Annotated in this window: 21 protein-coding genes; 17 read left to right on the forward strand and 4 right to left on the reverse strand. The window is 40.0% G+C overall.

Going from position 1 to position 26,858, the window contains the following annotated elements; genetic code table 11:
- Nucleotides 1-10: 10 nt before the first annotated feature.
- The 3 genes from NYE23_RS05705 to NYE23_RS05715 all read right to left on the reverse strand — a co-directional run bounded on the left by NYE23_RS05705 (nucleotide 11) and on the right by NYE23_RS05715 (nucleotide 1,973).
- A complete protein-coding gene (locus NYE23_RS05705; protein ID WP_341076126.1) occupies nucleotides 11-760 on the reverse strand; it encodes an anti-sigma factor in 750 nt (249 codons plus the stop codon).
- Nucleotides 750-1,334, reverse strand: a complete 585-nt coding sequence (locus NYE23_RS05710) for an RNA polymerase sigma factor (protein WP_341076127.1) — start codon at nucleotides 1,332-1,334, stop codon at nucleotides 750-752. The genes NYE23_RS05705 and NYE23_RS05710 overlap by 11 nt, the downstream gene beginning before the upstream one ends.
- Nucleotides 1,335-1,463: 129 nt before the next feature.
- Complete coding sequence (locus tag NYE23_RS05715) at nucleotides 1,464-1,973, reverse strand: COG4315 family predicted lipoprotein (RefSeq protein WP_341076128.1); 510 nt, start codon at nucleotides 1,971-1,973, stop codon at nucleotides 1,464-1,466.
- A 354-nt stretch (nucleotides 1,974-2,327) separates the two neighbouring features.
- Between NYE23_RS05715 and NYE23_RS05720 the strand changes: the two genes are divergently transcribed.
- From NYE23_RS05720 to NYE23_RS05745, 6 genes are all read left to right on the forward strand, one after another.
- A complete protein-coding gene (locus NYE23_RS05720; RefSeq protein WP_341076129.1) occupies nucleotides 2,328-4,028 on the forward strand; it encodes a sensor histidine kinase in 1,701 nt (566 codons plus the stop codon).
- Nucleotides 4,018-5,172 (forward strand): response regulator transcription factor, encoded by a 1,155-nt coding sequence (locus NYE23_RS05725; protein ID WP_341076130.1) that lies wholly within the window; start codon nucleotides 4,018-4,020, stop codon nucleotides 5,170-5,172. The genes NYE23_RS05720 and NYE23_RS05725 overlap by 11 nt, the downstream gene beginning before the upstream one ends.
- A 164-nt stretch (nucleotides 5,173-5,336) precedes the next feature.
- Nucleotides 5,337-6,545 carry an ABC transporter substrate-binding protein gene (locus tag NYE23_RS05730; protein ID WP_341080609.1) on the forward strand — a complete coding sequence of 403 codons (1,209 nt, stop codon included), beginning with the start codon at nucleotides 5,337-5,339 and terminating at the stop codon, nucleotides 6,543-6,545.
- A gap of 71 nt (nucleotides 6,546-6,616) precedes the next feature.
- Complete coding sequence (locus NYE23_RS05735; protein WP_431833446.1) at nucleotides 6,617-7,504, forward strand: carbohydrate ABC transporter permease; 888 nt, start codon at nucleotides 6,617-6,619, stop codon at nucleotides 7,502-7,504.
- Between the two features lie 18 nt (nucleotides 7,505-7,522).
- Nucleotides 7,523-8,350, forward strand: coding sequence for a carbohydrate ABC transporter permease (locus tag NYE23_RS05740; protein WP_341076134.1), 828 nt, complete (start codon nucleotides 7,523-7,525; stop codon nucleotides 8,348-8,350).
- A 43-nt stretch (nucleotides 8,351-8,393) separates the two neighbouring features.
- Nucleotides 8,394-10,118, forward strand: a complete 1,725-nt coding sequence (locus NYE23_RS05745; RefSeq protein WP_341076136.1) for an amylo-alpha-1,6-glucosidase — start codon at nucleotides 8,394-8,396, stop codon at nucleotides 10,116-10,118.
- Nucleotides 10,119-10,232: 114 nt separating this feature from the next.
- Here the strand turns inward: NYE23_RS05745 and NYE23_RS05750 are convergent, their stop codons facing one another.
- Entirely contained in the window at nucleotides 10,233-11,450 is a 1,218-nt protein-coding gene (locus NYE23_RS05750; RefSeq protein WP_341076137.1) for an ROK family transcriptional regulator, read from the reverse strand.
- A 135-nt stretch (nucleotides 11,451-11,585) separates the two neighbouring features.
- Here NYE23_RS05750 and NYE23_RS05755 point away from each other — a divergent pair, with 135 nt between their 5' ends.
- The 11 genes from NYE23_RS05755 to ebgA all read left to right on the forward strand — a co-directional run bounded on the left by NYE23_RS05755 (nucleotide 11,586) and on the right by ebgA (nucleotide 26,810).
- Entirely contained in the window at nucleotides 11,586-12,668 is a 1,083-nt protein-coding gene (locus NYE23_RS05755) for a M24 family metallopeptidase (protein ID WP_341080610.1), read from the forward strand.
- Nucleotides 12,669-12,798: 130 nt separating this feature from the next.
- On the forward strand, nucleotides 12,799-13,974 hold the full coding sequence (locus NYE23_RS05760) for a galactokinase (protein ID WP_341076138.1): 1,176 nt from the start codon (nucleotides 12,799-12,801) through the stop codon (nucleotides 13,972-13,974).
- Complete coding sequence (gene galE, locus NYE23_RS05765; RefSeq protein WP_341076139.1) at nucleotides 13,975-14,967, forward strand: UDP-glucose 4-epimerase GalE; 993 nt, start codon at nucleotides 13,975-13,977, stop codon at nucleotides 14,965-14,967.
- A 41-nt stretch (nucleotides 14,968-15,008) separates the two neighbouring features.
- Nucleotides 15,009-16,556: a UDP-glucose--hexose-1-phosphate uridylyltransferase gene (locus tag NYE23_RS05770; RefSeq protein ID WP_341080611.1), complete on the forward strand. Its 1,548-nt coding sequence runs from the start codon at nucleotides 15,009-15,011 to the stop codon at nucleotides 16,554-16,556.
- A 45-nt stretch (nucleotides 16,557-16,601) separates the two neighbouring features.
- Nucleotides 16,602-17,381 carry an SDR family NAD(P)-dependent oxidoreductase gene (locus NYE23_RS05775; RefSeq protein WP_341076140.1) on the forward strand — a complete coding sequence of 260 codons (780 nt, stop codon included), beginning with the start codon at nucleotides 16,602-16,604 and terminating at the stop codon, nucleotides 17,379-17,381.
- A gap of 56 nt (nucleotides 17,382-17,437) precedes the next feature.
- A complete protein-coding gene (gene gcvPA / locus NYE23_RS05780; protein WP_341076141.1) occupies nucleotides 17,438-18,826 on the forward strand; it encodes an aminomethyl-transferring glycine dehydrogenase subunit GcvPA in 1,389 nt (462 codons plus the stop codon).
- A 27-nt stretch (nucleotides 18,827-18,853) separates the two neighbouring features.
- Nucleotides 18,854-20,425 (forward strand): aminomethyl-transferring glycine dehydrogenase subunit GcvPB, encoded by a 1,572-nt coding sequence (gcvPB, locus tag NYE23_RS05785; RefSeq protein WP_341076142.1) that lies wholly within the window; start codon nucleotides 18,854-18,856, stop codon nucleotides 20,423-20,425.
- 74 nt (nucleotides 20,426-20,499) lie between these two features.
- The gene (locus NYE23_RS05790; protein ID WP_341076144.1) at nucleotides 20,500-21,795 is read left to right on the forward strand and encodes an ABC transporter substrate-binding protein; all 1,296 of its coding nucleotides are present in this window, start codon (nucleotides 20,500-20,502) and stop codon (nucleotides 21,793-21,795) included.
- A gap of 88 nt (nucleotides 21,796-21,883) precedes the next feature.
- Nucleotides 21,884-22,813, forward strand: coding sequence for a carbohydrate ABC transporter permease (locus NYE23_RS05795; protein WP_341076145.1), 930 nt, complete (start codon nucleotides 21,884-21,886; stop codon nucleotides 22,811-22,813).
- On the forward strand, nucleotides 22,810-23,640 hold the full coding sequence (locus tag NYE23_RS05800) for a carbohydrate ABC transporter permease (RefSeq protein ID WP_341076147.1): 831 nt from the start codon (nucleotides 22,810-22,812) through the stop codon (nucleotides 23,638-23,640). The genes NYE23_RS05795 and NYE23_RS05800 overlap by 4 nt, the downstream gene beginning before the upstream one ends.
- Nucleotides 23,641-23,663: 23 nt before the next feature.
- A complete protein-coding gene (gene ebgA, locus NYE23_RS05805; RefSeq protein WP_341076148.1) occupies nucleotides 23,664-26,810 on the forward strand; it encodes a beta-galactosidase subunit alpha in 3,147 nt (1,048 codons plus the stop codon).
- Nucleotides 26,811-26,858: the final 48 nt, after the last annotated feature.

A 26,858-nucleotide genomic window follows, 5' to 3' on the forward strand; every position in this document is an offset into this window, starting at 1 on the left:
TTTATTCATGTTAGGTCCCCAGCACTTTTTGCCCTTGCGGCTGAGTGTTATATGGATTAGGTTCCAATGTAATCCCGATATCTTCAAACGAATATTCTGGAGGCAGGCGGTAGGTGATAAGTCCGCTGCCGTTTTGATCAGGTATCAAAGTGCCAGCACTTTGCCGGTTTCCGTTTTTTAACAGCCATACTTGGTAAACCTCATTACCCTTTGTAATAGGCATATTATTCAAAGCAATGACAAGACTTGTTTCCGTACCTTCCTGAAGTAGGTATGCGCTGCCGGTAGCAGAAGCAGCTAAGCTTTGCCCTGTTAAGGAATAAGTTGTAACAATTTGTGTCGGATCAGCAGCTTTATTCTCAAATGACTTAATCGTATCTTTCAATTGAAGGCTGTTCCAATAAAACCCAATTAAACAAATGATTAAAATAGCTGTTACTGCTGTAGATATTGGTGAAAAATGCCTTTTGGCAACTGATAAAATTCGTTCTTTAAAGCTAATCGGTTCGGCTTCCGTTTTTTCTTCGTGTTTAAGAAATTTATTCTCTTCAAAGACAAAATCCATCACTTCTGACTTCAATGATTCCGGAACTTCTATTTCTTCTACATCATAAGAAAGCATTTGCCATGTTTCTTGTATAGATTTCAGTTCCTGCTGGCATTTTGCGCATTTTAGCAGATGGTCTTCAAACTGTTTTTTATCTTGGTTTGTAAGGTCATTTATAATATATAAAGATAGATTATCACATTTATTCTCCATGACGAACATCTCCTATTTTCCCGCTGAAATTATTTCGCAGTTTTTTCAAGGCCTGATGCAGGCGGCTTTTAATCGTACCCAGCGGCTTTTGTTCAAGTTCTGCAATTTCACTTAAGGAGTAGCCTTCCCAATATAATAAGTTGATCAGGCGCTGCTGAGGTTCAGAGAGATGACGTTTTGCTTCTTGAATCTGCTGTTTTAGCTGATTTCTTGTAACTTGCTGCTGGACATCATCAGCTTGAGAACCTTGTATTTGCTGCCATTCTTCATGCTCCAATTGGACTGTTCCTTTATATTTTTGTTCTTTACGGATGAGATCTATGGAAATGTTTCGAGTTATGGTGAGAAGCCAATTCACAAACTGTCCTTGGGATGCATTGTAGGTGCTTTTTGTCGTCCAAAGCCGAAGGAATACCTGCTGAACAATTTCTTTCGTTTTTTCCGAATCTCCCTTGGTTATTTTTATGGAGAAGCTGTAAATAAGTTTTACATATCGGTCATACAGCTCTTCAAGTGCTGGCCGATGATTTTGAACAATTAATTCGATTAGTTCTTCATCTGACTTAGACTTCATTGACGGAAATCTCTCCCTTGTTAAACGAAATTATTTAGTATAGATCTTAACATAGATTGGCGGAAAAATTTGATATGGGAGGAAGAAAAGAACTGCCGATATACCAGGCAGTTCCTTCAGTAACATGCATTATTTTGTAAATTTCGTTTCGCTGTTTACAATAAACCATACATCTTTGACACCTTGTCCCTTTACATCACCAGATGCTCCGTCCTTCACGAAGTAGTAAAGCGGATAGCCTTTGTAGGTCGTTTGTTTCTCACCAGTGTCAGCGCGAGTAATCGTTCCGAAGTCTTCTTTATTAAATCCTTCCGGAACGGCAAGGTCTTCAGAGTAGAAAGCAGGCCAGTTTTCAAGGCAATCACTACTGCAATTTGATGTATTAGGCTGATCTTTTGCAAAGTAGTAAAGTGCCCTGCCTTCGGCATCTGTAAGATACTTACCAATTTTTTTGTTTTCCATCAGTTGAAGTTTTGTATCTGATTCTGCAAGATCTTTTTCTGCCTCGTTGTTAACCTCTGTTGTTGTTTCTTGTGCTTGTTTATTTGCATCTGTGCTTTCTGGTTTTTCCTGAAAGCTGCATCCTGCAAAAAGTATGCCAGCTAAAAGAATTGTGCAAATAGGAATTTTTGTTTTCATGATTAATCCCTCCGTTATTTATTCTTATCAATTCAGATAACGATCGAAGTGATAAAACGGTTCGATATAAATTTAAATTTTTTCTGTATTCCTCAAATCAGGGGGGAATTAAGCAACCGCCAACCTGCATTGGTAAAAGAAATAGATTATATATGTATATAAAATTTATTATTGGAATATTGATTCCTTACTCTTATAAAAAGGACTAAATTTACCTGGGGGGCAACCTATTTTGTCCTGCTAAAGTGTCAGCATCAATTATACAAAGGGATTCCTAAAGTGTCTGAATAATAAAAATAATTATTCCATTTTACCGTTTAATGCGATATTATCCTTTTAAAAAGGATAATGGCGATGAGAAATAAGTGGACTACAAACATTTTTAACCATTTAGTATTTTTAAATATCCAGAGTAAGCTTCTATTTATGTTTCTGCTCGCAGCATTAATTCCCTTATTGGCTTTAGGTGCCATTTCATATTACCAGTCTTCAAAAGTAGTAAACGAACAGCTTAAAAATTACAATCACTTTGCCGGTGAGAAAATACAAAAAGAACTTGACCGCACATTTAACGACATGTTTTTCAGCGCCGCGGCGATCAAGCAATATATTGCTGATCAGACATCAGTCAAGCTTAGTTCTCAGGAACCGCAAACTTATATGGATTTTAAGGAAGAAAGTAATTTGGAGCGTTTAATGGAAATCCATAAAAAAGGAAACATTAAAGGGATCTATTTAATCACCTCATCAGGTTATTATTTTGGTGATTACAATATTGATATTAAATCCTTTAAGCAAAGGGAGATATGGAAACAGGCACTTGCAAGCGGAAGAACGGAAGTTTCCGTCTATAAATCTGATCATTATAAATCAAATAATCCGGATAGATTAATCGGATTACTGATGCCTTTAGATACACTTGGAGTTTTAAATCATAGTTATCTTTTAATTGAAGCGGATGCAGATGAAATTTTTTCAATGGTAAAAGTTTTAGAGGACGACCTGAAAGCCCGCATATCTATCCAAAATGAAGCGGGGGAATACTTTTATGCAAGCATAAGTACAAGAAAAGATCATTCGAGTGATATCATTTGGAAGGAAACGACTTTCACCAATAACTGGAGCATCCGATTCAGAATTCCTCAGGATGAATTTTCCAGGTCATCAGCAATCATTTTTCGTGTCGTTATGATCGGAGCAGTTTTTGCATTATTGCTGGCGCTCGCTTTGTCTTTTTTATTTTCCAGACAATTTTCCAGCAAGATTTTAAGGTTGAAGCTTGCCATGGATGATGTGAGTAAAGGAAGCCTGGATTCAAAACCATCTATTGAGACAGAAGATGAGATAGGACAGCTGGGTTACCATTTTAATAGAATGTTATTTCAGATTAATCAGCTTGTTGAGGAAGTTAAAGAAAAAGAAGCGATAAAGCTTGAAGCTGAAATGAGAGCAGTGCACTATCAAATCAATCCCCATTTGCTTTTTAACACTTTAAATATCATTCAATGGAAAGCCAGGATCGATGGAAACCCGGAAATTAGCAAAATGCTGACTCATCTAATTATGGTATTGGAAGGAAATCTTAATTTTGATATTGGTCTAGTTCCATTAGAAGATGAATTGAAAGCGCTTAAACACTACCTTGCTATTCAAGAATTAAGGTATGGGGGACATTTCTCCTTTCAGACTGAGATGGAAAGCGGATTAGGAGACGCTTTGATTCCCAGAATGACTCTTCAGCCGATGATTGAAAATATCTTTTTTCATGCTTTTGAAGATGGAACAGGTGAGATCTCTCTTCAGGTGCTGGAGAAACAATCCAGTTTCCAGCTGATTTTAAAGGATAATGGAAAAGGAATTCACCAGGAGAAGCTGGAATCCTTGTTTAAGAAACCTCCTTCTTTAAAAAAAGGGGGAATTGGTTTAGATAATATTTACCAAAAATTCAGATTCCACTTTGGCAAGCATTTTCTGATAGAAGCAGATTCTGAAATAGGAAAAGGAACGGCAATTTCAATCTATTGGCCAAAAAGGTGGGTTAAGAATGACAGATAACACACGTGAGCTAAAGGTCTTGCTCGTCGATGATGATACGATTGTCCGCAAGGGCCTAAAGGCGACAGTTGATTGGGACAAATATGGAATGAGAGTCGCAGCGGAAGCTCCTAATGGAAAAAGAGGATGGGAAGAGTTTTTAAAACATGAGCCGGAAATAGTGATTACAGATATTGTGATGCCAGAAGAAAATGGCCTTGATTTAGCTAGAAAAATTAAAGCTGAATTTCCTCAAACAAAAATTTTGCTGCTAAGCTGTCATAAGGATTTTGAATTTGCACAGGAAGGCCTTAAATTAGGAGCATCAGGCTATTTACTGAAAACAGCTTTTGAAGATGAAGACCTCAACCATTTTCTCTCAGTATTTAACAAGGAAATAAGGGGCCAAGTTCCCGACCAAATTCCCAGTTTTCAAAAGAAGTTATTGTTATGGCTTCAGGGAGATATTGAGGAGAGAGATTTTCTTTTAGATGCAGAAATCTTCTTTAAGAAAGAATGGAAATGGTTAGATTCTCCGTTTTATGTATATATACTCGATAAGACCCCAAATCCTATTAATTTTCCGGTTCAGTCGTCCAACAATCTTTTCTTGAGCCTATCGGAAGATCGAATAGTTTTCTTTATTGAGGCAGCATATCAAGTCCGTCTTCTAAGTTATTTATCTGATGAAAATAAAGATCGATTTTTTAATAATTGGAAGTACGCTGGGCCTTTTTGCGGGAAGGAGGAATGGATGGCTTCCATTCGGGCAATAAGTAACGTGCAGCATCTTCAAGGGAACTGCAGAGAGTATCCAAAAGTTATACTATTTGCAATAGACTATATCGTTAAACATTTATCCACACCTATATCAGTAACTGAAATAGCCGAAGCTGCAGGAGTTAGCAGAAGCTATTTGAGCACTCTGTTTAAAAGTAAAACAGGATTAGGCATTCAATCATTTATTAACAGCAAGAGGGTAGTTATGTCAAAAAGACTTTTGAGCTCCTCTCCGTTAACGATCCAGGAAATTGCCGATTTGACTGGCATACCAGATGCAAAGTATTTCAGTAAGTGGTTCAAGCGCTGTTGTGGAATTACGCCCACTGAATTTCGAATAAAACAAAAAAACGAAAATAATCAAACAAATAAATCCCTCAATTAAACAAAATTGCACAATTGAAGAAACGAATTGCCGTTTTTAACCGCTTTCAAAAAAGTTACAATGAAAGCGGTTATATTTTTTGAAAATTTAGATACTTAAAAGGGGGAAGGTCATTGAAACAGAAAAAGTGGTGGAATGTTTTAATCATTATGGCGGTTATATGGATGACTGCAGCCTGCAGTTCCAATACAGCCTCAAGTGACGGAAAAGATAAAGATGGGAAAACGATTCTTCGTTTCGCAACATGGGACTCAGGTGAAACATTAAAAATTCAGCAGGATATAGCAAAGGAATTTGAAAAAGACAACCCTGATGTAAAAGTCCAGGTGGAAGCATACGGTGACGGGTTTGATCAAAAGCTTGCAGCTTCATTTGGAGCAAAGAACCCTCCAGATGTTATGTATATGTGGGACTTTTCCACTTACCACCAATCACTAGAGTCTCTGAATTCTTATGTGGACAAGGATTCTTCTATCAAGATGGATGATTTTTATGAAGGTTTGTTCAATTACTCCAGTGTGGATGGAGAATTGTATGGGATGCCAGCTGGTTTTACCACCATGGTTGTATATTATAATAAAAAATTATTTGATCAACATAACATTCCATATCCTAAAGAAGGCTGGACATGGGATGAGTTTAAGGAAATCGCCAAAAAACTTACAGATAAAGGTAAAAAGCAATATGGATTTGGGGTTACAGCAGAGCCGGATACGTATGATTTACAAGGAACGGTTTGGAGCAATGGCGGAAGCTTTGTCAGTGAAGATGGCAAGAAGATTGATGGATTTATGAATAGCCCTGAAACCATAGAAGCGATCCAAATGTACGGCGATCTGGTGAAAGCGGGCACAGCGGTCTTGACTGGAGGCAAAAATCAGCAGAGCGGAACAGATGTTTTTAAAGCTGGAAAGCTAGGTATGTATATAAGCGGCATTTGGCCGCTCGAAGGTTTTAAAGAGGCCGGCATTGATGTGGGCACAGTGGCAATGCCTGCGTTTGGGAGCAAGCCTGTTAAAGGTTTAATTGCCTCTTCGGCAGTATCAATCGCAAAAGATTCCAAGGAGAAGGAATTGGCATGGGAATTTGTAAAGTTTTATTCCTCTGATAAAGCCATTCAGATGAGAACAGCAGATTTACCTGTGCGCAAGAGCGTGGTGGCTGCAAATAAAACTGCTGAAGATGAGCTGTACAAGCCATTTTATACGATGCTTGAAAATTCATCCAATACACCTGCTTTCCTTTTAAATTCCAATTGGAATGAAATTAACCGAAATTTATCAGCTGCAATAAATGCCGTAATGCTTGGCCAGGACGCAGATGAATTATTAAATAAAGCAGTCGAGGATTCTGAAAAATATGTAGGCCAATAGCCTGGGGGGGTACCATGAAGCAAGATTTAATCGTCAGCACAGAAAATGTTTCCGTACAGACCAAAAGAAAAATGAATTGGGGCAGGCTTGCCCCTTATTTTTTCATATCGCCATGGATAGCCGGTTTGCTGTTATTTACATTGGGGCCGCTATTATTTTCCCTTTTTATTAGCTTTTTTGACTGGCCGATCGTGGGTGAAAAAACATTTGTTGGTTTTTCAAATTATGCCACTATGTTTACGGATGACCCTCTTTTCTGGCATTCCCTTTGGGTGACAGTGAAATTTGCCATGCTGTTTGTTCCGCTTAATATTATTATGTCTTTGTTTCTGGCAATTCTTCTTAATAAAAAGCTAAAAGCAAGCTCATTGTTCAGAACCTTTTTTTACGTACCCTCTGTTATTTCCGGTGTAGCTTTAGCGATGATTTGGGGATGGGTATATAACGGGGAATACGGAATTTTAAATTACTTTCTTTCGTTAGCAGGAATTGAGGGGCCTGATTGGCTTAATAACCAAAAATGGGCACTGCTGGCAATGGTTATTGCGAGTTTGTGGGGGCAAGGTACGATGATGCTGATATTCCTGGCCGGTCTGAAAAATATCCCCAAGGATTTGTATGAGGCAGCTGAAATAGATGGAGCCGGCAAAGTATATTGCTTCTTTAAAATAACATTGCCTTTGCTGACACCAACTTTGTTATTTAATCTCATTACCACCATCATCAGTGCTTTTCAGCAATTGACGCTTGCCCTGGTCCTGACAGGCGGCGGGCCGCTTGGTTCCACGTATTTCTACGCAATGTATGTATATGAAAATGCTTTTAAATATTTTAAAATGGGCTACTCATCAGCTAATGCATGGATCATGTTCCTGATTGTGCTTTTTTTGACCATGCTGGTTTTTAAATCTTCTTCCGCTTGGGTTTATTATGAAAATGAAGTCAAGAATTCAAAGTAATGAAAAGAGGCGATCCTTTTGAAAAGCAAGCGATTAATCCGCAGCGGAACTTTATATATCGTTTTAGTATTTTTATCCCTGCTGTTTTTAGCGCCCTTTTTCTGGATGGTGACAACAGCTTTAAAGTCTCCTGATGAATTATATATGTTTCCTCCAAAGTGGTTTCCATCCTCCTGGCAATTTGAGAACTTTGGCAAGGCCTGGAACAGCCAGCCTTTTAACACTTTTTTAATGAATAGTGTGATCGTGACGTTTTTAACAACACTGGGGCAAATTGTGTCATCCACATTAATTGCCTATGGGTTTGCCAGATTTAAATTCAAAGGCAGGGATTTTTTATTCATTGTTCTTTTGGCCACGATGATGATTCCATGGGAAGTTACAATGATCCCGCAATATATGGAATTCAATTATTTTGGATGGATCAACACCCTAAAGCCGCTGATTGTGCCAGCCTGGTTTGGTGCTCCATTCTATATCTTTCTTCTGCGTCAGTTCATTATGTCAATACCTAAAGAATTGGATGAGGCAGCAAGAATGGATGGGGCGAATTCTTTCCAAATTTATTATCGGATACATTTGCCATTAATGTGGCCAATTATTGTACTTATCGGAGTCTTTAACTTCCTGTCAAGCTGGAATGATTACTTGGGACCGCTAATCTTCCTGAATGATCAAAGCAAATATACATTAACACTGGGGTTAGCACAATTTAATGGAATGTATGATGTAAATATGGAAGGAATCATGGCCGTAACATTCCTGATTAGTTTGCCGCCGCTTATTATATTTTTCTTTGCCCAAAAATATATCGTTAACGGTGTATCATCAACTGGTTTTAAATAAAGGTAATGAATTCTCTAGTCTGGTTCTTGTGGAGGGAAAATAAATGAAAGTGAAAGAGATGAGACTTCCATTCAGCCGCAGAGGTTCCTATCTGGTCATATCGCCCATTCATAAGCGGGGCCATGATTCGAATGCATTATACATTCGAATGATCAGAGGGGGGGATGAAAAGACCGGCGCTGTTTTCAAAATTAATTTATTGGATGAGTCAGATAAACATCAGAATTACGAGGTTGAAATGACTCCCCATTTAATGAGGATATCGGCTAAAGCTGGAATTTTAGAGGTTTGCTTTAGCTCGGAACGTACAATCCGCATGAGAGGATATGGGGTTAGGCTTGAATTAACCGCATTTACAGGATCTTACGATTATGCACTAGCATGTCCGGACGGAACTTTAGAAATAAATAACTTTGCAGAAAAACGGAGATTCCGTTTAATCCCGATCGAAGGAAAAATTGAGGTGGATGCCCCATTTGAAGAAGAAAAAAGCAAATTTATTAGAATACTATGCAGCCCGGATCATCTTAATAAAGCTTATGAAGTGGCTTTAACAGATTATAAAATTAACTATGAGAAGGATTTGAGCATTGAAACGAGCTTTCAATCATCTGTTAAAAGTGCGGCTGAGGATTTTGAAATATGGAAAAAGAACACGCTAAAGGTACCGGAACATTATGAAAGTGCCAGAGAAGCTGCTGCATATATCACATGGTCTTCCATTGTAAATGCAGAGGGTTTGCTGACACGCCCAGCAATGTATATGTCTAAAAATTGGATGACCAATATCTGGAGCTGGGATCATTGCTTTAATGCGATGGCTTTAATCAAGAATCAGCCTCAATTGGCCTGGGATCAATATTGTTTGTTTTTTGATTTGCAGGATGAAAGTGGTGCTTTGCCTGATTTTTCCAATGACCAGTATTCATTTTGGAACTGCTGTAAGCCTCCAATACATGGCTGGACACTCAAGTGGATGATGGATCGTTCCGATTGGATTTCAGAGGATAGGCTGGCAGAAGTGTATCAGCCCTTAGCCAAATGGACTGATTGGTGGTTCCGGTACAGGGATCATGACCAGGATGGCATTCCCCAGTATAATCATGGCAATGATAGCGGCTGGGATAACAGCACTGTGTTTTGTGAAGGTAAGCCAATAGAAACGCCAGATTTGTCCGCATTCCTAATTATTCAAATGGATGTATTGGAATCTATCGCCAATAAGCTGGGGAAAAATGAAGATGCATTTAGATGGAAAAAGAAAGCAAATGAAATGTTTACGAAAATGATGGAGCACTTTTGGACAGATGGGGGATTTCGGGCCTGCCTTTCAAATTCCCATAAACAAGTTATGTCAGAAAGTCTTATTTTGTTTATTCCGTTTATATTAGGAAATAGATTAACGGATGAACATAAAACAATTTTATTAGATAGTTTGATTACTAAGCATCAATTTGAAACAGAGCATGGATTTGCAACTGAATGCATCAATAGCCCCTTTTACCGGCCTGATGGCTATTGGAGAGGTCCGATATGGGCGCCTTCTACCATGCTATTGACAGAAGGGCTAAAAGCGATTGGGGAGTATGAACTTTCAAGAAAAACAGCTATAAAGTTTTGCGAGATGGCGGCCCAATCCGGCATGGCGGAAAATTTCAACGCCTTGACAGGGACGGGATTGAGGGACCCTGCTTTCACCTGGACCTCCAGTGTGTTTCTGATCCTTGCTAATGAATTAGTCGATGGAACCCGTTGGAAGTTAATTTAATTCATATAGTAGCAATAAAGTAAAACCCCGTTCATTAGGACGGGGTTTTAAGTAAGGGCAGTTTAGTGCAAGAGATGTAAAAAGAATAAATAATTTATTTTTACCTGCGTTTATTCAGCACTCAACCAGCTCAGCTGAAAACATATCGGATAAAATCAGCACGACTGATCCAATCGCAGCCGAGTACTCACCAAGCCTGGATGCAACAATTTCCGTGTTTTTGGCTTGCACAGTCAGAGCCCGGGCAGCTACGGTTTCTTTTATGGAAGGTAAAAGAAAGTCTTTTGCATTGGAAATTCCTCCGGAAATAATTATTTTATTGGGGTTTAATAGATGAATTAAATTGGTAATGCCGATGCCAAGATAAATTCCTGTGTTCGTCAATAAATCAATGCTCAAAGAATCTCCATGACAGGCTGCCTGGTAGACTGTCCGTGCTTCAATCCTGTCTAGGTCTCCATCGACGATTTCATTTATATAACTTTCTTTGCCCATCGTTAATTCCTTCATTGCACGTTCTTTAATCGCCATCCCGGATGCTAAAGTTTGCAGGCAGCCAAAATTGCCGCATGTGCATTTGCTGCCGCCTAAATCAATGGACATATGGCCAATTTCCCCAGCCAAATTATGCTCGCCATGCAGAAGTTTGCCATCTACGACAATACCCGCACCTATTCCATTTCCTACATTTACCGTAACCACCGTTCCGCTGTCATTCTGATCACTTACAAACCAAGTTTCCCCAAGCGCCATCGCCCTGGCATCATTTTCTACCCTTACGGTCACTTGGAAATAATGTTCCAATTCTTCTTTAATGGGGATATTTCGCAAATTTAGACTTGGTGCAAACAAACTGCTGCCATGCTTGTGATCAACTACTCCATGCATGCCGATTCCTATTCCAAGTAACTTGCCTGTTGAGTCTGCTGCATTTTTCAGCATATTGGAAATTTCTGTTTTCAGTAAGTCGAGCAGTGATTTATTGGTAACGTACGCAGGCAAATATGAAGAATGGCTAAATAACACGTTCCCATTTAAATCCGTTAAAACGGTCCGTATTTTGACTGGACCCACATCCACACCAAGGACATAAAACCCTTGATGATTAAGAACCAGCATGGTCGGTTTGCGACCGCCGCTGGATTGACCCTGCTGGCTCTCGACAACAAAATGCTCATGCAGCAATTCCTTCACTATACTGCTGACAGTAGGCGGTGTAAGATTTGTTTCTTTTGCAATCTGCGCGCGGGAAATAGGACCGCTCATTCGAATTTTATTTAAAACAATTGTTTTATTTATTGATTTCATCCATTGAAATGTGCCTCTTTGCAAATACTTCGACCTCCAAAAAATACGATTATTAATAGTTTACATTATTTTTTTTATAAGTTGGAAAAAGGATTGCATTCATTATAACATAATTAGTAAAATTAATTAATAAAGTTAATCTGGGAGGTAGATGAATTGGTGCAGCCTATTAACAAAATTAAGAAATATCTGGAACAAAAAGGTTATGACGGTATCCTGCTTAGAAAGAGAAACAACTTTTCATGGCTGACAGAAGGAAGAAAAAACTACATTGTATTGTGTGAACCAAATGGGGTTGCGGACTGGCTAATCTTTAAAGACAAGAATTTTCTCATTACAAATAAAATGGAAAAAAGGAGAATACTGGAAGAGGAATGCGGAAATTTGAGCTTTCAGTTTGATACCCTCACCACAGAGTGGTATGAATCTTCTGAAGCTATTATTAATGAACTTACCGCAGGAAAACATGTTGTCACCGATGTTCCATTTCAGGATTGGAAAATGGTGGATAAAGACCTTTCGGCTATCCGTTCTGTTTTAAGTGAAAAGGAAATCGTGAACTATAGGGGTGTTTGCCAGGACACAGCAAGCATTCTTGAACAAACCTGCAAAGAATTGAAGCAGGGTATGACAGAATTAGAGACTTGTGCACTATTATTCAGGAAAGCGCTTGAACGGGACCTGAATGTGCAGGTTGCATTAGCGGCCGCTGATGAGCGAATCTTTAAATACCGTCATCCGATTCCAACAAATAAAAAATTGGATAAATACATTATGATAGTCATTTGTGCAGAAAGAGGGGGATTAGTGGCAAATGCAACAAGGTTTGTTCATTTTGGACCACTCCCTCCCGCTCTTATCATCAATAAGGAAAAGCTGGCGGGAATTGATGCTGTAATGAACGCAAACACAGTTCCAGGCAAGAGGATTAACAGTATCATTAAAGAAGGAATCAAGCAATATGGTCTTGCTGGCTTCCCTGAAGATTGGAAGCTTTTGCATCAAGGAGGATTAACAGGGTTCTCATCAAGAGAATATCTGGCTACCCCTGACTCAACTGAGTTGGTGATGGAAAACCAGGCATATGCCTGGAATCCTGCTTTACCAGGTATAAAATCAGAAGATACGATTCTCGTTCTGTCTAATGGCATTGAATTTTTAACTGAAACTAAGACATGGGACTACCTGGAGGTTAAATACGGGAAAACCAGTTATTTAAGACCTGACATTTTAGTTCGCTGAATAGTTTTGGCGGAACAAATAAAAAGAATGATAGATTACGAGAATATCATTGACAATTTTCTGAAAAGATTGTAATTTTATAATAAGTTTATAAAGTAAATTAATTAACTAAGATAGCGGGGAAGTTTTTATGGAGGAAGCCATTCGACTTTTCAATGAGAAATTTGGCCATTTTGGTGAGCTGGAGATTTATTTTGCTCCCGGAAGAGTGAACTTAATTGGAGAGCATACGGATTATAATGGGGGGGTTGTATTTCCATGTGCCTTAACGGTGGGAACCTATGCTGTTGCCAGAAAGCGCTCCGATGGGAAGATTCGGATGTTTTCGAAAAATTTTTCCGAATTTGGAGTATTGGAAGTGAAGATTGGCCACCTCCAATATGATAGTAACCATTCCTGGGCCAATTACCCGAAGGGCGTGATTGACACCTTTCAAAGACATGGAAGCTGGATAGAGAAAGGATTTGATGTTGTTTACTTAGGCGATATTCCCAATAAAGCAGGCCTTTCTTCCTCAGCATCCATTGAACTTGTGACTGCCGTACTTCTAAATGACCTTTTTCATTTGAATCTGGATATGCTGACAATGGTTAAATTAAGCCAGCATGCTGAAAATCGGTATATCGGTGTTAATTGCGGAATAATGGATCAGTTTGCGATAGGGATGGGAAAAAAAGATCATGCAATCCTACTGGACTGCCAAACGTTAGATTATACATATTGCCCGGTCATGCTTGCAGATTTGGAACTCATTATTGCAAATACAAACAGGAGCAGGGGATTGGCAGATTCCAAATATAATGAAAGGCGAACAGAATGTGAATCGGCTCTCGCTGATCTTCAAACAGTGTTATCTGTAAACTCCCTTGGGGAAGTTTCCGTCCGGGAATTTGAAGCTTATAAAACTCTCATTAAATCTGACACTTCCCGCAAACGTGCAAAGCATGCGGTTTACGAGAACGATAGAACCAAACAAGCTGTCCAAAAAATGAATAATGGAGACATGGCAGGTTTAGGATTACTTATGAATCAATCGCATCTTTCTCTCAGGGATGATTATGAAGTGTCTTCAAAGGAATTGGATCTACTTGTTGAGGCTGCATGGAAAGAAGGGGCAATTGGGGCAAGGATGACAGGTGCCGGCTTTGGGGGATGTACGATAAATATTATTGAGAAACAGAATGTTAATTCCTTTAAAGAGAATGTTGGGGGTATTTATTATGAGAACTTTGGAATCCAGGCGGATTTTTACCAAGTGCAGATTGGAAGCGGCGCCAGGAAGATAAGTAGAAAGGAAGGTGACTAAATGGCTGTTTTAATTGTTGGCGGGGCAGGTTATGTAGGGAGTCATGCTGTGAGACAACTGCTTGACAGAAACGAAGAAGTGATAGTCATCGATAATCTGGAAACTGGCCATAGAAAAGCCGTACCGGGAGAATGCACATTTTTTCGGGGAGATATTCGGGATCGCGTCTTTTTAGAAAAGGTTTTTAGATCCGCTTCCATTGAAGCAGTAATGCATTTTGCCGCTAATTCCCTTGTGGGAGAAAGCATGAAAGATCCTTTAAAGTATTATGATAACAATTTATATGGAACTTTGTGCCTGTTAAAAACCATGAAGACTTTTGGGGTGGACAAATTGGTGTTCTCCTCCACTGCAGCAGTATACGGGGAACCGGAGAATATCCCTATAACAGAAACAGAGCGAACCAAGCCTGAGAATCCATATGGCGAAACAAAACTGGCTATTGAAAAATTGCTTCGCTGGTGTGAACAGGCATATGGATTCCGCTTTATGATACTCCGGTATTTTAACGTTGCAGGAGCTCATTTATCCGGAGAAATTGGAGAGGATCATTTTCCTGAAACTCACCTGATTCCCATTATCCTTGAGGCTGCATGCGGCAAAAGAGATAAGCTGCTAATTTACGGAGACGATTATCAAACTCCTGATGGTACTTGTATTCGAGACTATATTCATGTCGTGGATCTGGCAGATGCACATATTTTAGCTCTAGAAAAACTTAGGGAAGAGAACATCAGCCGGATTTACAATTTGGGAAATGGCTGCGGGTTTTCCGTCAGGGAAATACTTGATGCTGCGAGGGAAGTGACAAATAAAGACATTGATGCCGAAATTGCGCCAAGACGCCCTGGAGACCCGGCAATCCTTCAAGCGTCTTCCCTTAAAGCAAAAAAGGAATTAGGATGGTGTCCCGCATATACATCTATTCATTCAATCATTGAAAGTGCCTGGAAATGGGTGCAGCTATTTCCGGAGGGCTATCAGGACCGATAAGAAAGATGAGCCTTTCAGAAGAAATGAAGAAAGGAGAGATGATGTTGGCAGATAAAATCTTTTCCTATATTCAGGAGCTGCTGGATTATGGAGTGGAAAGAAAATTATATTTCTTGCATGATCGGGAGTTTGTCCGGAATCAGCTGTTGAGCATATTAGAGCTGGAAAAATGGAGTGCCCCTCCGCCAACTGGTTCTAGTGAAAAGCGGCTCGATGAAATTCTTGAAGGGATTTTGAAATGGGCAGCTGATAATGGGCGGCTGGAAATCGGTTCTGTCACTTATCGCGATTTATTAGACACAAAGCTAATGGGAGCTATGATGCCAAGGCCATCAGAAGTGGCGGATACTTTTGCATTTCTGCATCGGCATGCAGGTCCTGAAACAGCAACATCGTATTTATATCGTTTAGCTCAGGACTCAAATTATATTAGAAATGATCGCATAGCCAAAAATGATCACTGGATGGTCAGCACTGATTATGGTGAATTGGAAGTGACGGTGAATCTGTCAAAACCTGAGAAAGATCCCCAGGCCATTATAAATGAAAGCATAAATCAGGACACAATTTATCCTGAATGCCTGCTATGCAAAGATAATGAAGGTTATGAAGGCAGGGCTGGTCACCCTGCAAGACAAACATTAAGGACGATACCTTTAAGATTGAAGCAAGAGGATTGGTACCTGCAATATTCTCCATATATTTATTACACGGAACATGCAATCATATTTGCCAAAGACCATAGGCCAATGAAAATCGCACAACATACATTCGAGTGCCTGCTTGATTTTACTGAGCAATTTCCTCACTATTTCATTGGATCGAATGCAGATATGCCGATTGTAGGAGGATCAATCTTGAGTCATGATCACTTTCAGGGCGGCAAACATTCCTTTCCTATGGAACAAGCTGAACTGGATTATGAGTGTACCTTCCCGGGTTTTGAATCTATTAAAGGAGGCATTGTCAGATGGCCAATGTCTGTCATCCGTCTTATAGGAAGTGACAGGAAAGCATTAGGAGAACTTGGCGGAAGCATATTGTCTGCATGGCAAGGATATTCAGATGAATCCGTTGAGATCAAGGCTTTTACAGGTAAAGTTGCACATAACACAATTACCCCTGTAGCAAGAAAAAAGGGAAAAGAGTTCGAGTTGGACTTAGTTCTCAGAAATAATCGTCAAACTGAAAGATACCCATTTGGAATCTTTCATCCTCATGAAGAGGTTCACCATATAAAAAAAGAGAATATCGGCTTGATTGAAGTGATGGGCCTTGCCGTTCTTCCCGGACGCTTGAAGGAGGAGCTGGAAACCGTATCAAAGTGGCTTCAAAATGGCTATGCAATTGAGAAGCTGACTAAGGACTCTGCTGCAGCCAAGCATGCTGATTGGGCATTGGAAATTAGAGAGAAGTATCCTGATATTCATTCAGGCAATATCCAGCAAATCATAAAGAAGGAAATAGGAATGGTGTTTCTAAAGGTTTTGGAGCATGCTGCAGTTTTTAAGCGGGATCCGAAGGGAAAAAAAGCTTTCAAAAGATTTATAGATTTTGTGAAAAACCGGGAAACCGTTTCTTCTCTTTAGATTTCTTTGTTAATTAAACTAAGTAAGAAACAAAGGAGGTTAATTATGTCGCATTTAGATTATTTTCAATTAAATAATAAGGTATGTGTCGTAACTGGTGGTGCTTCAGGAATAGGCTTTGAAACCGCCATGCTATTGGGTGAGGTGGGTGCTAAGGTTATTTTGCTGGATATTAACGAAAAGAGTGGGAAAAAAGCAGCCAGCGATATTAAAAGCAAAGGATATACTGCAGAGTTTGTCAAGTGTGATGTAACGAATATTCATGATTGCATAACAGTTAAAGAGTATCTTGAAGAACACTACCCTACGGTAGACGTCCTATTTAATAATGCTGGAGTGATTAAAAGGAAATCAGTAGTTGATTTAGAGGAACATGAATGGGATTTGGTTATTGATGTTTCTTTAAAAGGTGTATTCCTCTTATCGAAATTTTTAATCCCTCTGATGCAGAAGGGTGGAGGAGGCAGTATTATTAACACCGGTTCTGGCTGGGGGATAAAAGGGGGAGATCAGGCAGCTGCATACTGCGCCGCCAAAGCAGGTGTAGTAAACCTGACTAAAGCGATGGCCATTGATCACGGGCCGGCAAACATCCGGGTCAACTGTATATGCCCTGGTGATACAGACACCCCTCTTCTGAGGGAAGAAGCCAAGCAGCTAAAAAAGCACGAAGAATCATTTCTTGCTTCATCTGCAATTGGAAGGCCATTAGCAAGGATTGGAACACCAAGGGATATTGCAAAAGGTGTCCTTTACCTTGCCAGCGATCTGTCATCATGGGTAACAGGTACAGAATTAATCGTCGATGGCGGAGGGCTCGCTTAACTGGAATGAAGGCAGAGTTCAACAAACATATTAATTTTACCAGGAGGTTATAAACAATGCCGCAAAAAGTACATCCTTATATACCGAATATGGTACCGGAAGTTCAAGAAAAAATGTTAAAGGTGATTGGAGCAGACACAGTTGATGAGCTTTACTCCTGTATACCAGATGAGATTAAACTGAAGGAAGAAATGCAAATTCCAAAAGCCCTTACTGAGTGGGAGCTGCGCCGCCACATCGAAAAATCACTAAATAAGAACACAGGGGCCAATGAGTATGTAAATTTCCTGGGTGCCGGCTGCTGGCAGCATTTTATACCGGCGGTTTGTGATGAAATTAATCAGCGTTCTGAATTTTTAACTGCCTATGCAGGTGAACCTTATGAAGACCATGGACGGTATCAGGCACTCTTTGAATATCAGAGCTTATTAGCTGAATTAGTAGATATGGATGTAGTGAATGTGCCTACTTTCGATTGGGGACAGGCAGCCGCCACTTCTGTCAGGATGGCGGGCCGGATCACTGGCAGGAAAAAAATTTTAATGGCAAAATCGGTTGCTCCTGAACGGAGTAAGATCATCATGAATTATGGATCTCCTGAACTGGAATGTGAATTTGTGGACTTTGACATCAAATCGGGCTTGATGGATCTTGAAGATCTTAAAGCTAAGTTAAATTATGATGTTGCCGCACTCTATCTTGAAAATCCATCTTATCTTGGATTTATTGAATCACAAGGAACTGAAATATCGAAGCTATTAAAAGAGAAAAAAGCCTTGATGATTGTTGGAGTTGATCCGATTTCACTTGGTGTGCTGGCACCTCCAAGCCATTATGGGGCGGATATTGTGTGCGGAGATCTTCAGCCTCTTGGCATGCATATGAATTACAGTGGCGGCCAGGCTGGTTTTATTGCAACACATGATGATGAAACATTCATTAATGAATATCCTTCCCGACTTTTCGGGATCGTACCGACTGTAAAGGAAGGCGAATACGGATTTGGAGATGTTGCCTACGAACGGACTTCCTTTGCCCATCGTGAAAAGGGGAAGGAATCGGTAGGAACGCAGACAGCGTTATGGGGAATTACCGCAGGTGTCTATTTAGCTTTAATGGGGCCAAGCGGCATACAGGAAGTCGGCCAGACCATCATGCAAAACAGCCAGTATGCTGTACAGGAAATAAATAAGATACAGAATGTAAAAGGATCACTGTTTGAATCTCCATTTTTTAAAGAATTTATTGTTGATTTCAACAAAACAGGCAAAACCATCGAAGAGATTAATCAAGGGCTGATGGAGTGTAAAATTTTTGGCGGAAAAGATCTGTCAAAAGAATATCCCGAGCTTGGCCAGACGGCACTATTTTGTGTAACCGAGATCCATACAAAAGAGGATATTGATTACCTGGCTGCTTCATTAAAGAAAGTTTTAGAGAAATAAAAGATCATAAAGAGAGGAGTTTTATGTATGAAATTAATTAACCGCAACAGCAAAACCAGAGATTTTCATCAGGCAAAGTGGAATGAGCCCGTTATTTTTGAGCTTCATCAGTCTGGAGAAAAAGGAGTGGAGCCGCCGCCTGTTAATGAAGAAATTGCAATAGCGGTTGGCGATGGAATTTCCAATATACCTGAATCCATGCAAAGGAAAGGCAAACCATCCCTTCCTGAAATAGGGCAGGCCAAAGTGTTAAGGCATTATTTGCGGCTTTCTCAGGAAACGCTTGGTTCTGACTTCAATGTGGAAATTGGCCAGGGAACCTGTACGATGAAGTATATCCCAAAAATAAATGAGATGCTGATCCGTAATCCTAAAATAATGAAATTGCATCCCCTCCAGCCTGAAAGTACTGTACAGGGAATGCTGGAAATTTTCTATAACCTTGATCTTTGCATGAGAGAGATTTCAGGAATGGATTATTTCTCATTCCAGCCAAGCGGAGGAACTCAAGCATTGTTCGCAATGGCATCCATCGTAAGAAAATATCATGAGCAAAGAGGAGAGGGCGATCAGAGAAACGAAATTATTACAACCATATTCTCTCACCCTTCCCAAGCAGCAACTGCAGCTGTAAAGGGCTATAAGATCATCACCCTGCATCCGGATGAAAATGGTTTCCCGGATATTGAAAAATTAAAAGCTGCTGTATCGGAGAGAACAGCAGGATTTGTGGTGGCAAATCCTGAAGATACAGGAATTTTCAATCCGAAAATTAAAGAGTTTACAAAAATAGTCCATGATGCAGGGGGGATTTGCTACTATGACCAGGCTAATGCCAATGGGCTATTGGGTATTACAAGGGCAAAGGAAGCGGGCTTTGACATGTGCTTCTTTAATCTTCATAAAACCTTCGCTGCCCCGCATATGTGTGGCGGTCCTGCAACAGGTGCACTCGGTGTTACAGAAGCACTAAAAGAATATCTGCCAGTGCCAATTGTTGAATATAAAGATGACAAATACACTCTAAAATATGATTTAAAGCATTCCATTGGCAAAGTCCGTGCTTTTCATGGTGTGGCCCAAACGGTCTTGCGTTCCTATGCCTGGATTCGCTCTCTTGGTCCTGAAGGTTTAAAGGAAGTGGCCAAAATTGCAGTACTTAACAATAACTATATGTATCACAGGGTGCTGAATATCAAAGGGGCAGGTGCACCATATGTGAAGGGCCACAGGCTCGAACAGGTCCGCTACAGCTGGGAGCAGCTGACAAAGGAAACAGGAATAACAACAGAGGACGTCCAATTGCGAATGACCGATTTTGGGCTGCATTACTGGACCAGCCACCATCCATACATTGTGAAACAGCCGTTTACTCTGGAGCCGACAGAATCATACTCTAAACAGGACTTGGATGAATATATCTCCGCTTTGGAGCAAATCTCAAAAGAAGCCTATGAAAATCCTGACATCATTAAAAGTGCCCCGCATAATAGCACGATTCACAAAATGGATGAACAGGACTTTCTGGATAACCCCAAAAAATGGTGCATCACCTGGCGTTCATATCTTAAAAAGGCGAAAGAGCATCAAAGTGTGTAAAAAAACGGAGGTAAATATGATAAAGATAAAATTAGCCTCCCATCACACTAATGAATAGAAAAGGGGAGTTGAAAATGAAAAAATCAATACCTTTCATCTTGATCCTGCTTCTTTTGTTCGTATCGGCATGCTCCAACAAATCAAATGGAAATGAAGCAAAGACTGGTGATACCGGCGATCCGTCAGGGACAATAACGGTTTGGGGATGGGATGTAGCTGCTGATACAATGAAACTATCTGTCGAAAAATTCAAGAAACAGTATCCTGGTGTGGAAGTGAAGGTGGAAGATTTCAGCAGCGGCGATTTATATGAGAAATTAACCGTTGGCATGGCTGCCAGAGGATCAGGACTGCCTGATGTGGTGCTCATGGAGGATGAGAGAATCCCAGGATATATCCACCAGTTTCCTGATGGTTTCACACAGCTTGACAAACTTGGCTACGACAAATATAAGGATGCTTTCAATCCAGCCAAAATTGCTTCAGTTCAGGATAAAGAGGGGAATTTGATCGCGGCACCTTGGGATATCGGGCCTGCAGGAGTGTTCTACCGTACCGATTTTTTTGAGAAAGCCAATGTAGATCCTGAATCTATTAAAACATGGAATGACTATATTGAAGCAGGAAAGAAAATAAAAGACGCTACTGGTGTCAAGCTTCTTCCTATCGATATTGCAAACTATGATGGAGTCTTTCATATGATGCTGCAGCAGCAGGGAATCTCTTATTTTGATAAAGAAGGAGATATATTGCTTGACTCAGATGAAGCTATTCGGGCAATGGAAGTAATCAAGAGCTTCCATGAAAATGATTTAATCCTTAACAACAGCGGATGGGATGGCATAGTTACGGCGACTGTAAATGGAAGCGTTGCGACTGTTCCTTACGGTGTATGGTATGCCGGTACAATCATGGATCAGGCGCCTGACTTAAAGGGGAAATGGGATGTATTTTATTTGCCGGGCTTTTCTGAAGGAGGTACAAGATACGCGAATGTTGGAGGTTCATCCCTGTTAATTCCTTCTTACAGCGAAAACCAATCAGCTGCATACGCCTTTGTGGAGTTTTTTACTACCGATGAAGAAACCCAGCTGCTGGGCTTTGAAAAATTCGGTTTGTTCCCTTCGTTAAAGAAAACGTATGAATCGCCAATCCTTAAGGGAAATAGCGAATATTTTAATAATAGTCCCATTTTCAAGAAATTCGCTGATATTGTGGAACAGGTTCCGGAAATTACCCTCGATGAGAATTATGCACGTGGAAGTTCAATGATGAGTAATACCCAGGCAGCTATTTTGCTGGAAGATAAAAAAGTAGAATCTGCGCTGAAGGATGCTAAAAATCAACTGAAAAATGAAATAAAAAAATAAGCTTTTATTAGGAGATGAGAGTGAAGCTGAATTCTCATCTCCTCCTATACAGCAGGAAGAATCTATCCAATTCGTTAGGGGTGTCTGTATGGCTCAACCGGAAAAAATGATTAGCACCGCTGCAAATTATCGGGTAAACGTTAAAAAAAGAAAAACTCTCATTACACCAAAAAATGCACCATATTTTTTTATTGGTCCCTCTCTGATATTAATCATTATATTTACTATTTACCCCGTGATTTCTTCCTTTATTTTAAGTTTCCAGGAAGTAAGGGGAGCTGAAAAGACGTTTGTTGGATTTGCGAATTATACAAGGTTATTTCATGACCCTGTATTCTATAAATCTCTTTTAAATACTTTTCAAATTTTGATTGTCCAGGTGCCAATTATGCTCTTTATCTCTCTATTGATCGCTGCAGGTCTTAACTCATCATTAGTGAGATTTAAGGCATTTTTCCGTATAGCTTATTTTATGCCTGCAATTACAGCTCTCGTAGCTGCATCAATAGTCTTTATGATTTTATTGGACGAGCATTTCGGTTTAGTTAACTATCTCCTGTCCCTGATGGGGCTGGAGCCCATTCACTGGCTTACATCTCCTTTTTGGGCAAAAGTCTCGGTTATTGCAGTCATGACTTGGAGATGGACTGGATACAATATGGTCATTTTTCTTGCAGGATTGCAGGCCATTCCTAAAGAATTGTATGAAGCAGCAAGCATTGATGGGGCAAGTAAGATAAAGCAGTTTTTTCTTATCACAATTCCCCAATTAAAGCCTGTCTTTATCTTCACTGTGGTTATGTCGACGATTGGGACTCTCCAGCTTTTTGATGAGCCATTCATTTTGACACAAGGCGGACCGAATAGTGCAACCATGACCATTACCCTTTATTTATACGAAACTGGATTCAAGTATTTCGAGTTTGGCTATGCATCGGCTATCGCCTATATTTTAGTCATAATTATTGCGGTGATTTCCTGGATACAGATGAAATGGGTAGGTGATTTGGAAGAATGAAATTAGCCAAGAATATATCGTCTAAAATCTGGATTTATGTTTTGCTTTCAGTAGGTGTCGTTATATCTATTGCCCCCTTCTACTGGATGATTGTTGGTTCAACACTGAATTCAGGAGAAATTTTCCATGTGCCGCCTAAGATACTGCCTGGTGACCGCCTGACAGAAAATTTCAGGTCATTTAATGATTCACTGGGGATAGTGAAAATTTTCTGGAATTCCTTATACATCGCTGTCGTTTTTACTGTGCTTAGCACCCTTATATGTTCCATGGCAGGCTATGCGTTTGCGAAATTCCGTTTTAGAGGACGGAACCTAATTTTTTTTGTTATATTATGCTCCTTGATGATACCGTATCAAGTAACCTTGATTCCTTTATTTGAAATGATGGTCAGCTTTAATTGGCTGAATACCTATCAAGCAATCATTCTTCCCAGTCTTGCTTCGCCTTTTGCCATTTATTTGATGAGGCAAAATATGAAGGCGGTTCCAGACTCCCTGATTGAGGCATCTAGAGTAGACGGGGCTGGTGAAATAAGGATATTCTTTACGATCATTCTGCCGGTAGTTCGGCCAGCTCTTGCGGCTGTTTCAATATTTCTTTTCATGTCTCAGTGGAATAGTTTAATTTGGCCACTCATTACGCTTAATAGCAAAGAAATGTTTACGCTTCCTGTTGCCTTATCAAGTTTGATAGGCATGGCCCGTATTGATTATGGGCAGGTGATGCTGGGAACAACGTTATCAACCATCCCGATTATGATCATTTTTCTGCTTATGCAGAAGCATTTTATCTCGGGGATCCTGGGTGGTTCTGTTAAAGAATAAACAAGCATATAGAGGTGATCTGAATGGAATATACAGTCTTTACAAGAGAAGATATTAATAATCAGCTTATTTTGCATAAACACAGGTTAAAACCAAGAACTCATTTTGTGTCTTACAGGGATGAAAGGGAAGCATTGAATATGAATCGTGAAATGGCTTCCTCCTTTTATTTGCTGAATGGCAAATGGAAATTTGTTTATGCTGAGCATCCCATCCTGGCACCAAAAGATTTTTTTAGAGAGGATTTTGATTCAAGCAGCATGGATCAAATCCAAGTACCGGGATTATGGCAGCTCCAGGGATATGGAAAACCTCATTATACAGATTTATATTATCCTTTTCCCGTAAATCCGCCGATTGTGCCCGATAAGAATCCAACAGGGTGCTACAGGAAGGAATTCTTTCTTCCAGAGGAATGGGATAGCCAAAATGTGCATCTTTGCTTTGAGGGAGTAGACAGTTCTTTTCATTTATGGGTAAACGGACAAGAAGCCGGATTCAGTAAAGGGAGCCGCTTAACATCTGAATTTGACATTACATCATTTTTGAATGAGGGCAAAAACATCATTGCAGTCCAAGTATACCAATGGAGTGATGGCTCATATTTGGAAGATCAGGACATGTGGTGGCTAAGCGGCATTTTCCGGGATGTTTATTTAGTATCTGTGCCCAAGCTTCATGTCTATGATTTTTTTGTCAGGGCTGAATTGGATGACCGGTATGAAGATGGCTTATTTAGTATTGATATTAAGTTGAAAAATACAAATGAAAAACCGCAGAAATTTCAAATAGATTATAAAATTCTTGATGAAATAACTACTGTGGACGAAGGTACTATTTCACAGGGCGATGAAATTGGCCAAATGAAAGAAAAACAGCTTTTCCACACTTCACATATCAATACACCAAAAAAATGGTCAGCCGAGGAACCTCATTTATATACTCTTCTTCTAATTTTAAAGAATGAACGGGGAGAAGTTCTTGAAACGATTTCTTATAAAATCGGTTTTCGGACAGTTGAAATAAAAGAAAGAAATCTTATGATAAATGGGAAAGTGGTGATGTTTAAGGGTGTTAATCGCCATGACCATGATCCGGACACCGGCCGGACAGTTTCTTATGAAACGATGAAACAAGATATCATTATGATGAAGCAATATAATATAAATGCTGTTCGTACCGCTCATTACCCGAATGACCCTCGCTTTTATGATTTGTGCGATGAATATGGTTTATATGTCATTGATGAGACCGATCTTGAATGCCATGGCTTTGAGCTGACAGGGGATGCGAACCTTCTCAGTAATGATCCTGAATGGGAAGCAGCATATGTCGACAGAATGGAACGAATGGTGGAGCGTGATAAGAATCATCCGAGCATTATCATTTGGTCACTTGGCAATGAATCTGGCTTTGGCTCCAATTTTAAAGCCATGTATAAAAGGTGCAAGCAATTGGATTCTACAAGAATCGTGCATTATGAAGGGGACCGTGATACAGAGGCAGCTGATATTTTCAGTACCATGTACTCATCTGTTGAAAAAATAATTGGTTTTGCTAACGAAGAAAATTGGGAAAAACCCCATATATTGTGTGAATATGCACATGCGATGGGAAATGGTCCCGGCGGCTTAAAGGAATATTGGGATGCCTTTTACCAATATAAACGTCTACAAGGCGGATTTATATGGGAATGGATAGATCACGGTTTACGCCAATACACGGAAGAGGGAGGGGAATTTTATGCCTACGGCGGGGATTTTGGAGATGAGCCCAATAACGGTAACTTCTGTTTGGATGGATTACTCCTGCCGGATAGAACACCTTCCCCGAGTTTGCACCAATATAAAAAGGTTATTGAGCCTGTCCATACGAAAGCAGCTGACCTTGAAAACGGTATTGTAATCATTGAAAATCGCTATGATTTTATGAGCCTGGACCATTTATCTCTCTCTTGGAATATTATGGATGGAGTCTCTGTGCTGGATAGCGGTTCAATCTCATTGCCTTCTATTTTTCCTGGCCAAAGTTACCAGCTTCATATTCCATATAAAAATATTCTTGCTTATGGAGATAATCCATATCTGAATCTGTCGTTTAGTTTGAAGAGAGATTTCCCATGGGCTAAGCAAGGACACGAAATAAGCTGGGCTCAATACAAGCTGCCGAAGCTGAAGGTAAATGCCACAGGTAAAAATAAATACAACCTTAGATACGGACCACTTACCATTCGTGAAAACAACGCATCCATTATAGTGGGAGGTTCTGAGTTTGAGCTGAAGATTTCAAAAGCAGAAGGAACAATTACCAGCTGGAGCTTCAAGGGACAAAGCGTGATGGAATTGGGCCCAAAGATGAACTTCTGGCGTGCCATGACCGATAATGAAATGTATATTTCAAAGGAATGGAAGGAATCGTATCTTCATATGATGGAGCATGATGCCCGTTCAATAACAGTGGAACAAATTGACCCAAACAGAGTAAAAATCAGGGTGGAAGCAAATGTGGCACCAAGGGTGATGGCCTGGGGAGTTAATGGCAGTTATGAATATACTATTCATGCAAATGGCCAGGTAGAATTAGCTGTTGAGGGTCAGCCATATGGCAGCCTCCCTGAAACGTGGCCGAAAGTCGGCATTGAAATGAAGCTGCCTCTTGATTTATCACAAGTATCATGGTTTGGAAGAGGCCCGGAGGAAAGTTACCCGGACAGTAAGCTTGCCTGCAAAATAGGTGAATACAGCATGAAAGTCGAAAATCTTTTCTTTCCGTATATACACCCCCAGGAAAATGGCAACCGATCAGATACAGAATGGGCAAGCTTCCATAATGGCATGAGCCTTGGATTGTTGGCTGCGGGGGATCAACCAATGAATTTCAGTGCGCATTATTATTCAAAGGAAGATCTTGAAAAGGCAAAACACTTGCACCAATTAAAGAAGCGAAGCTATATAAGTTTGAATCTCGATTATCAGGTGAATGGAATTGGAAGCAATAGCTGCGGGCCTGGCCCATTGCCTGAATATGAGTTAAAACCTAAAGCCTTCAGCTATAAAGTGATTTTCTTGCCCTTCTCAGGAAGTGCCGGATTAGCCAGGGATAAGGCAAAAGAGCTGAGATATCAAAACATTGCAGAAGAATTTTTAACTAATAATAAATATAATTTATAAGTTAAAAAGGACAGCAGGTTATCGAACTTGCTGTCCTTTTTATGGGGA

The sequence above is a fragment of the Cytobacillus sp. FSL H8-0458 genome (assembly GCF_038002165.1).
Classification (GTDB): Bacteria; Bacillota; Bacilli; order Bacillales; family Cytobacillaceae; genus Cytobacillus.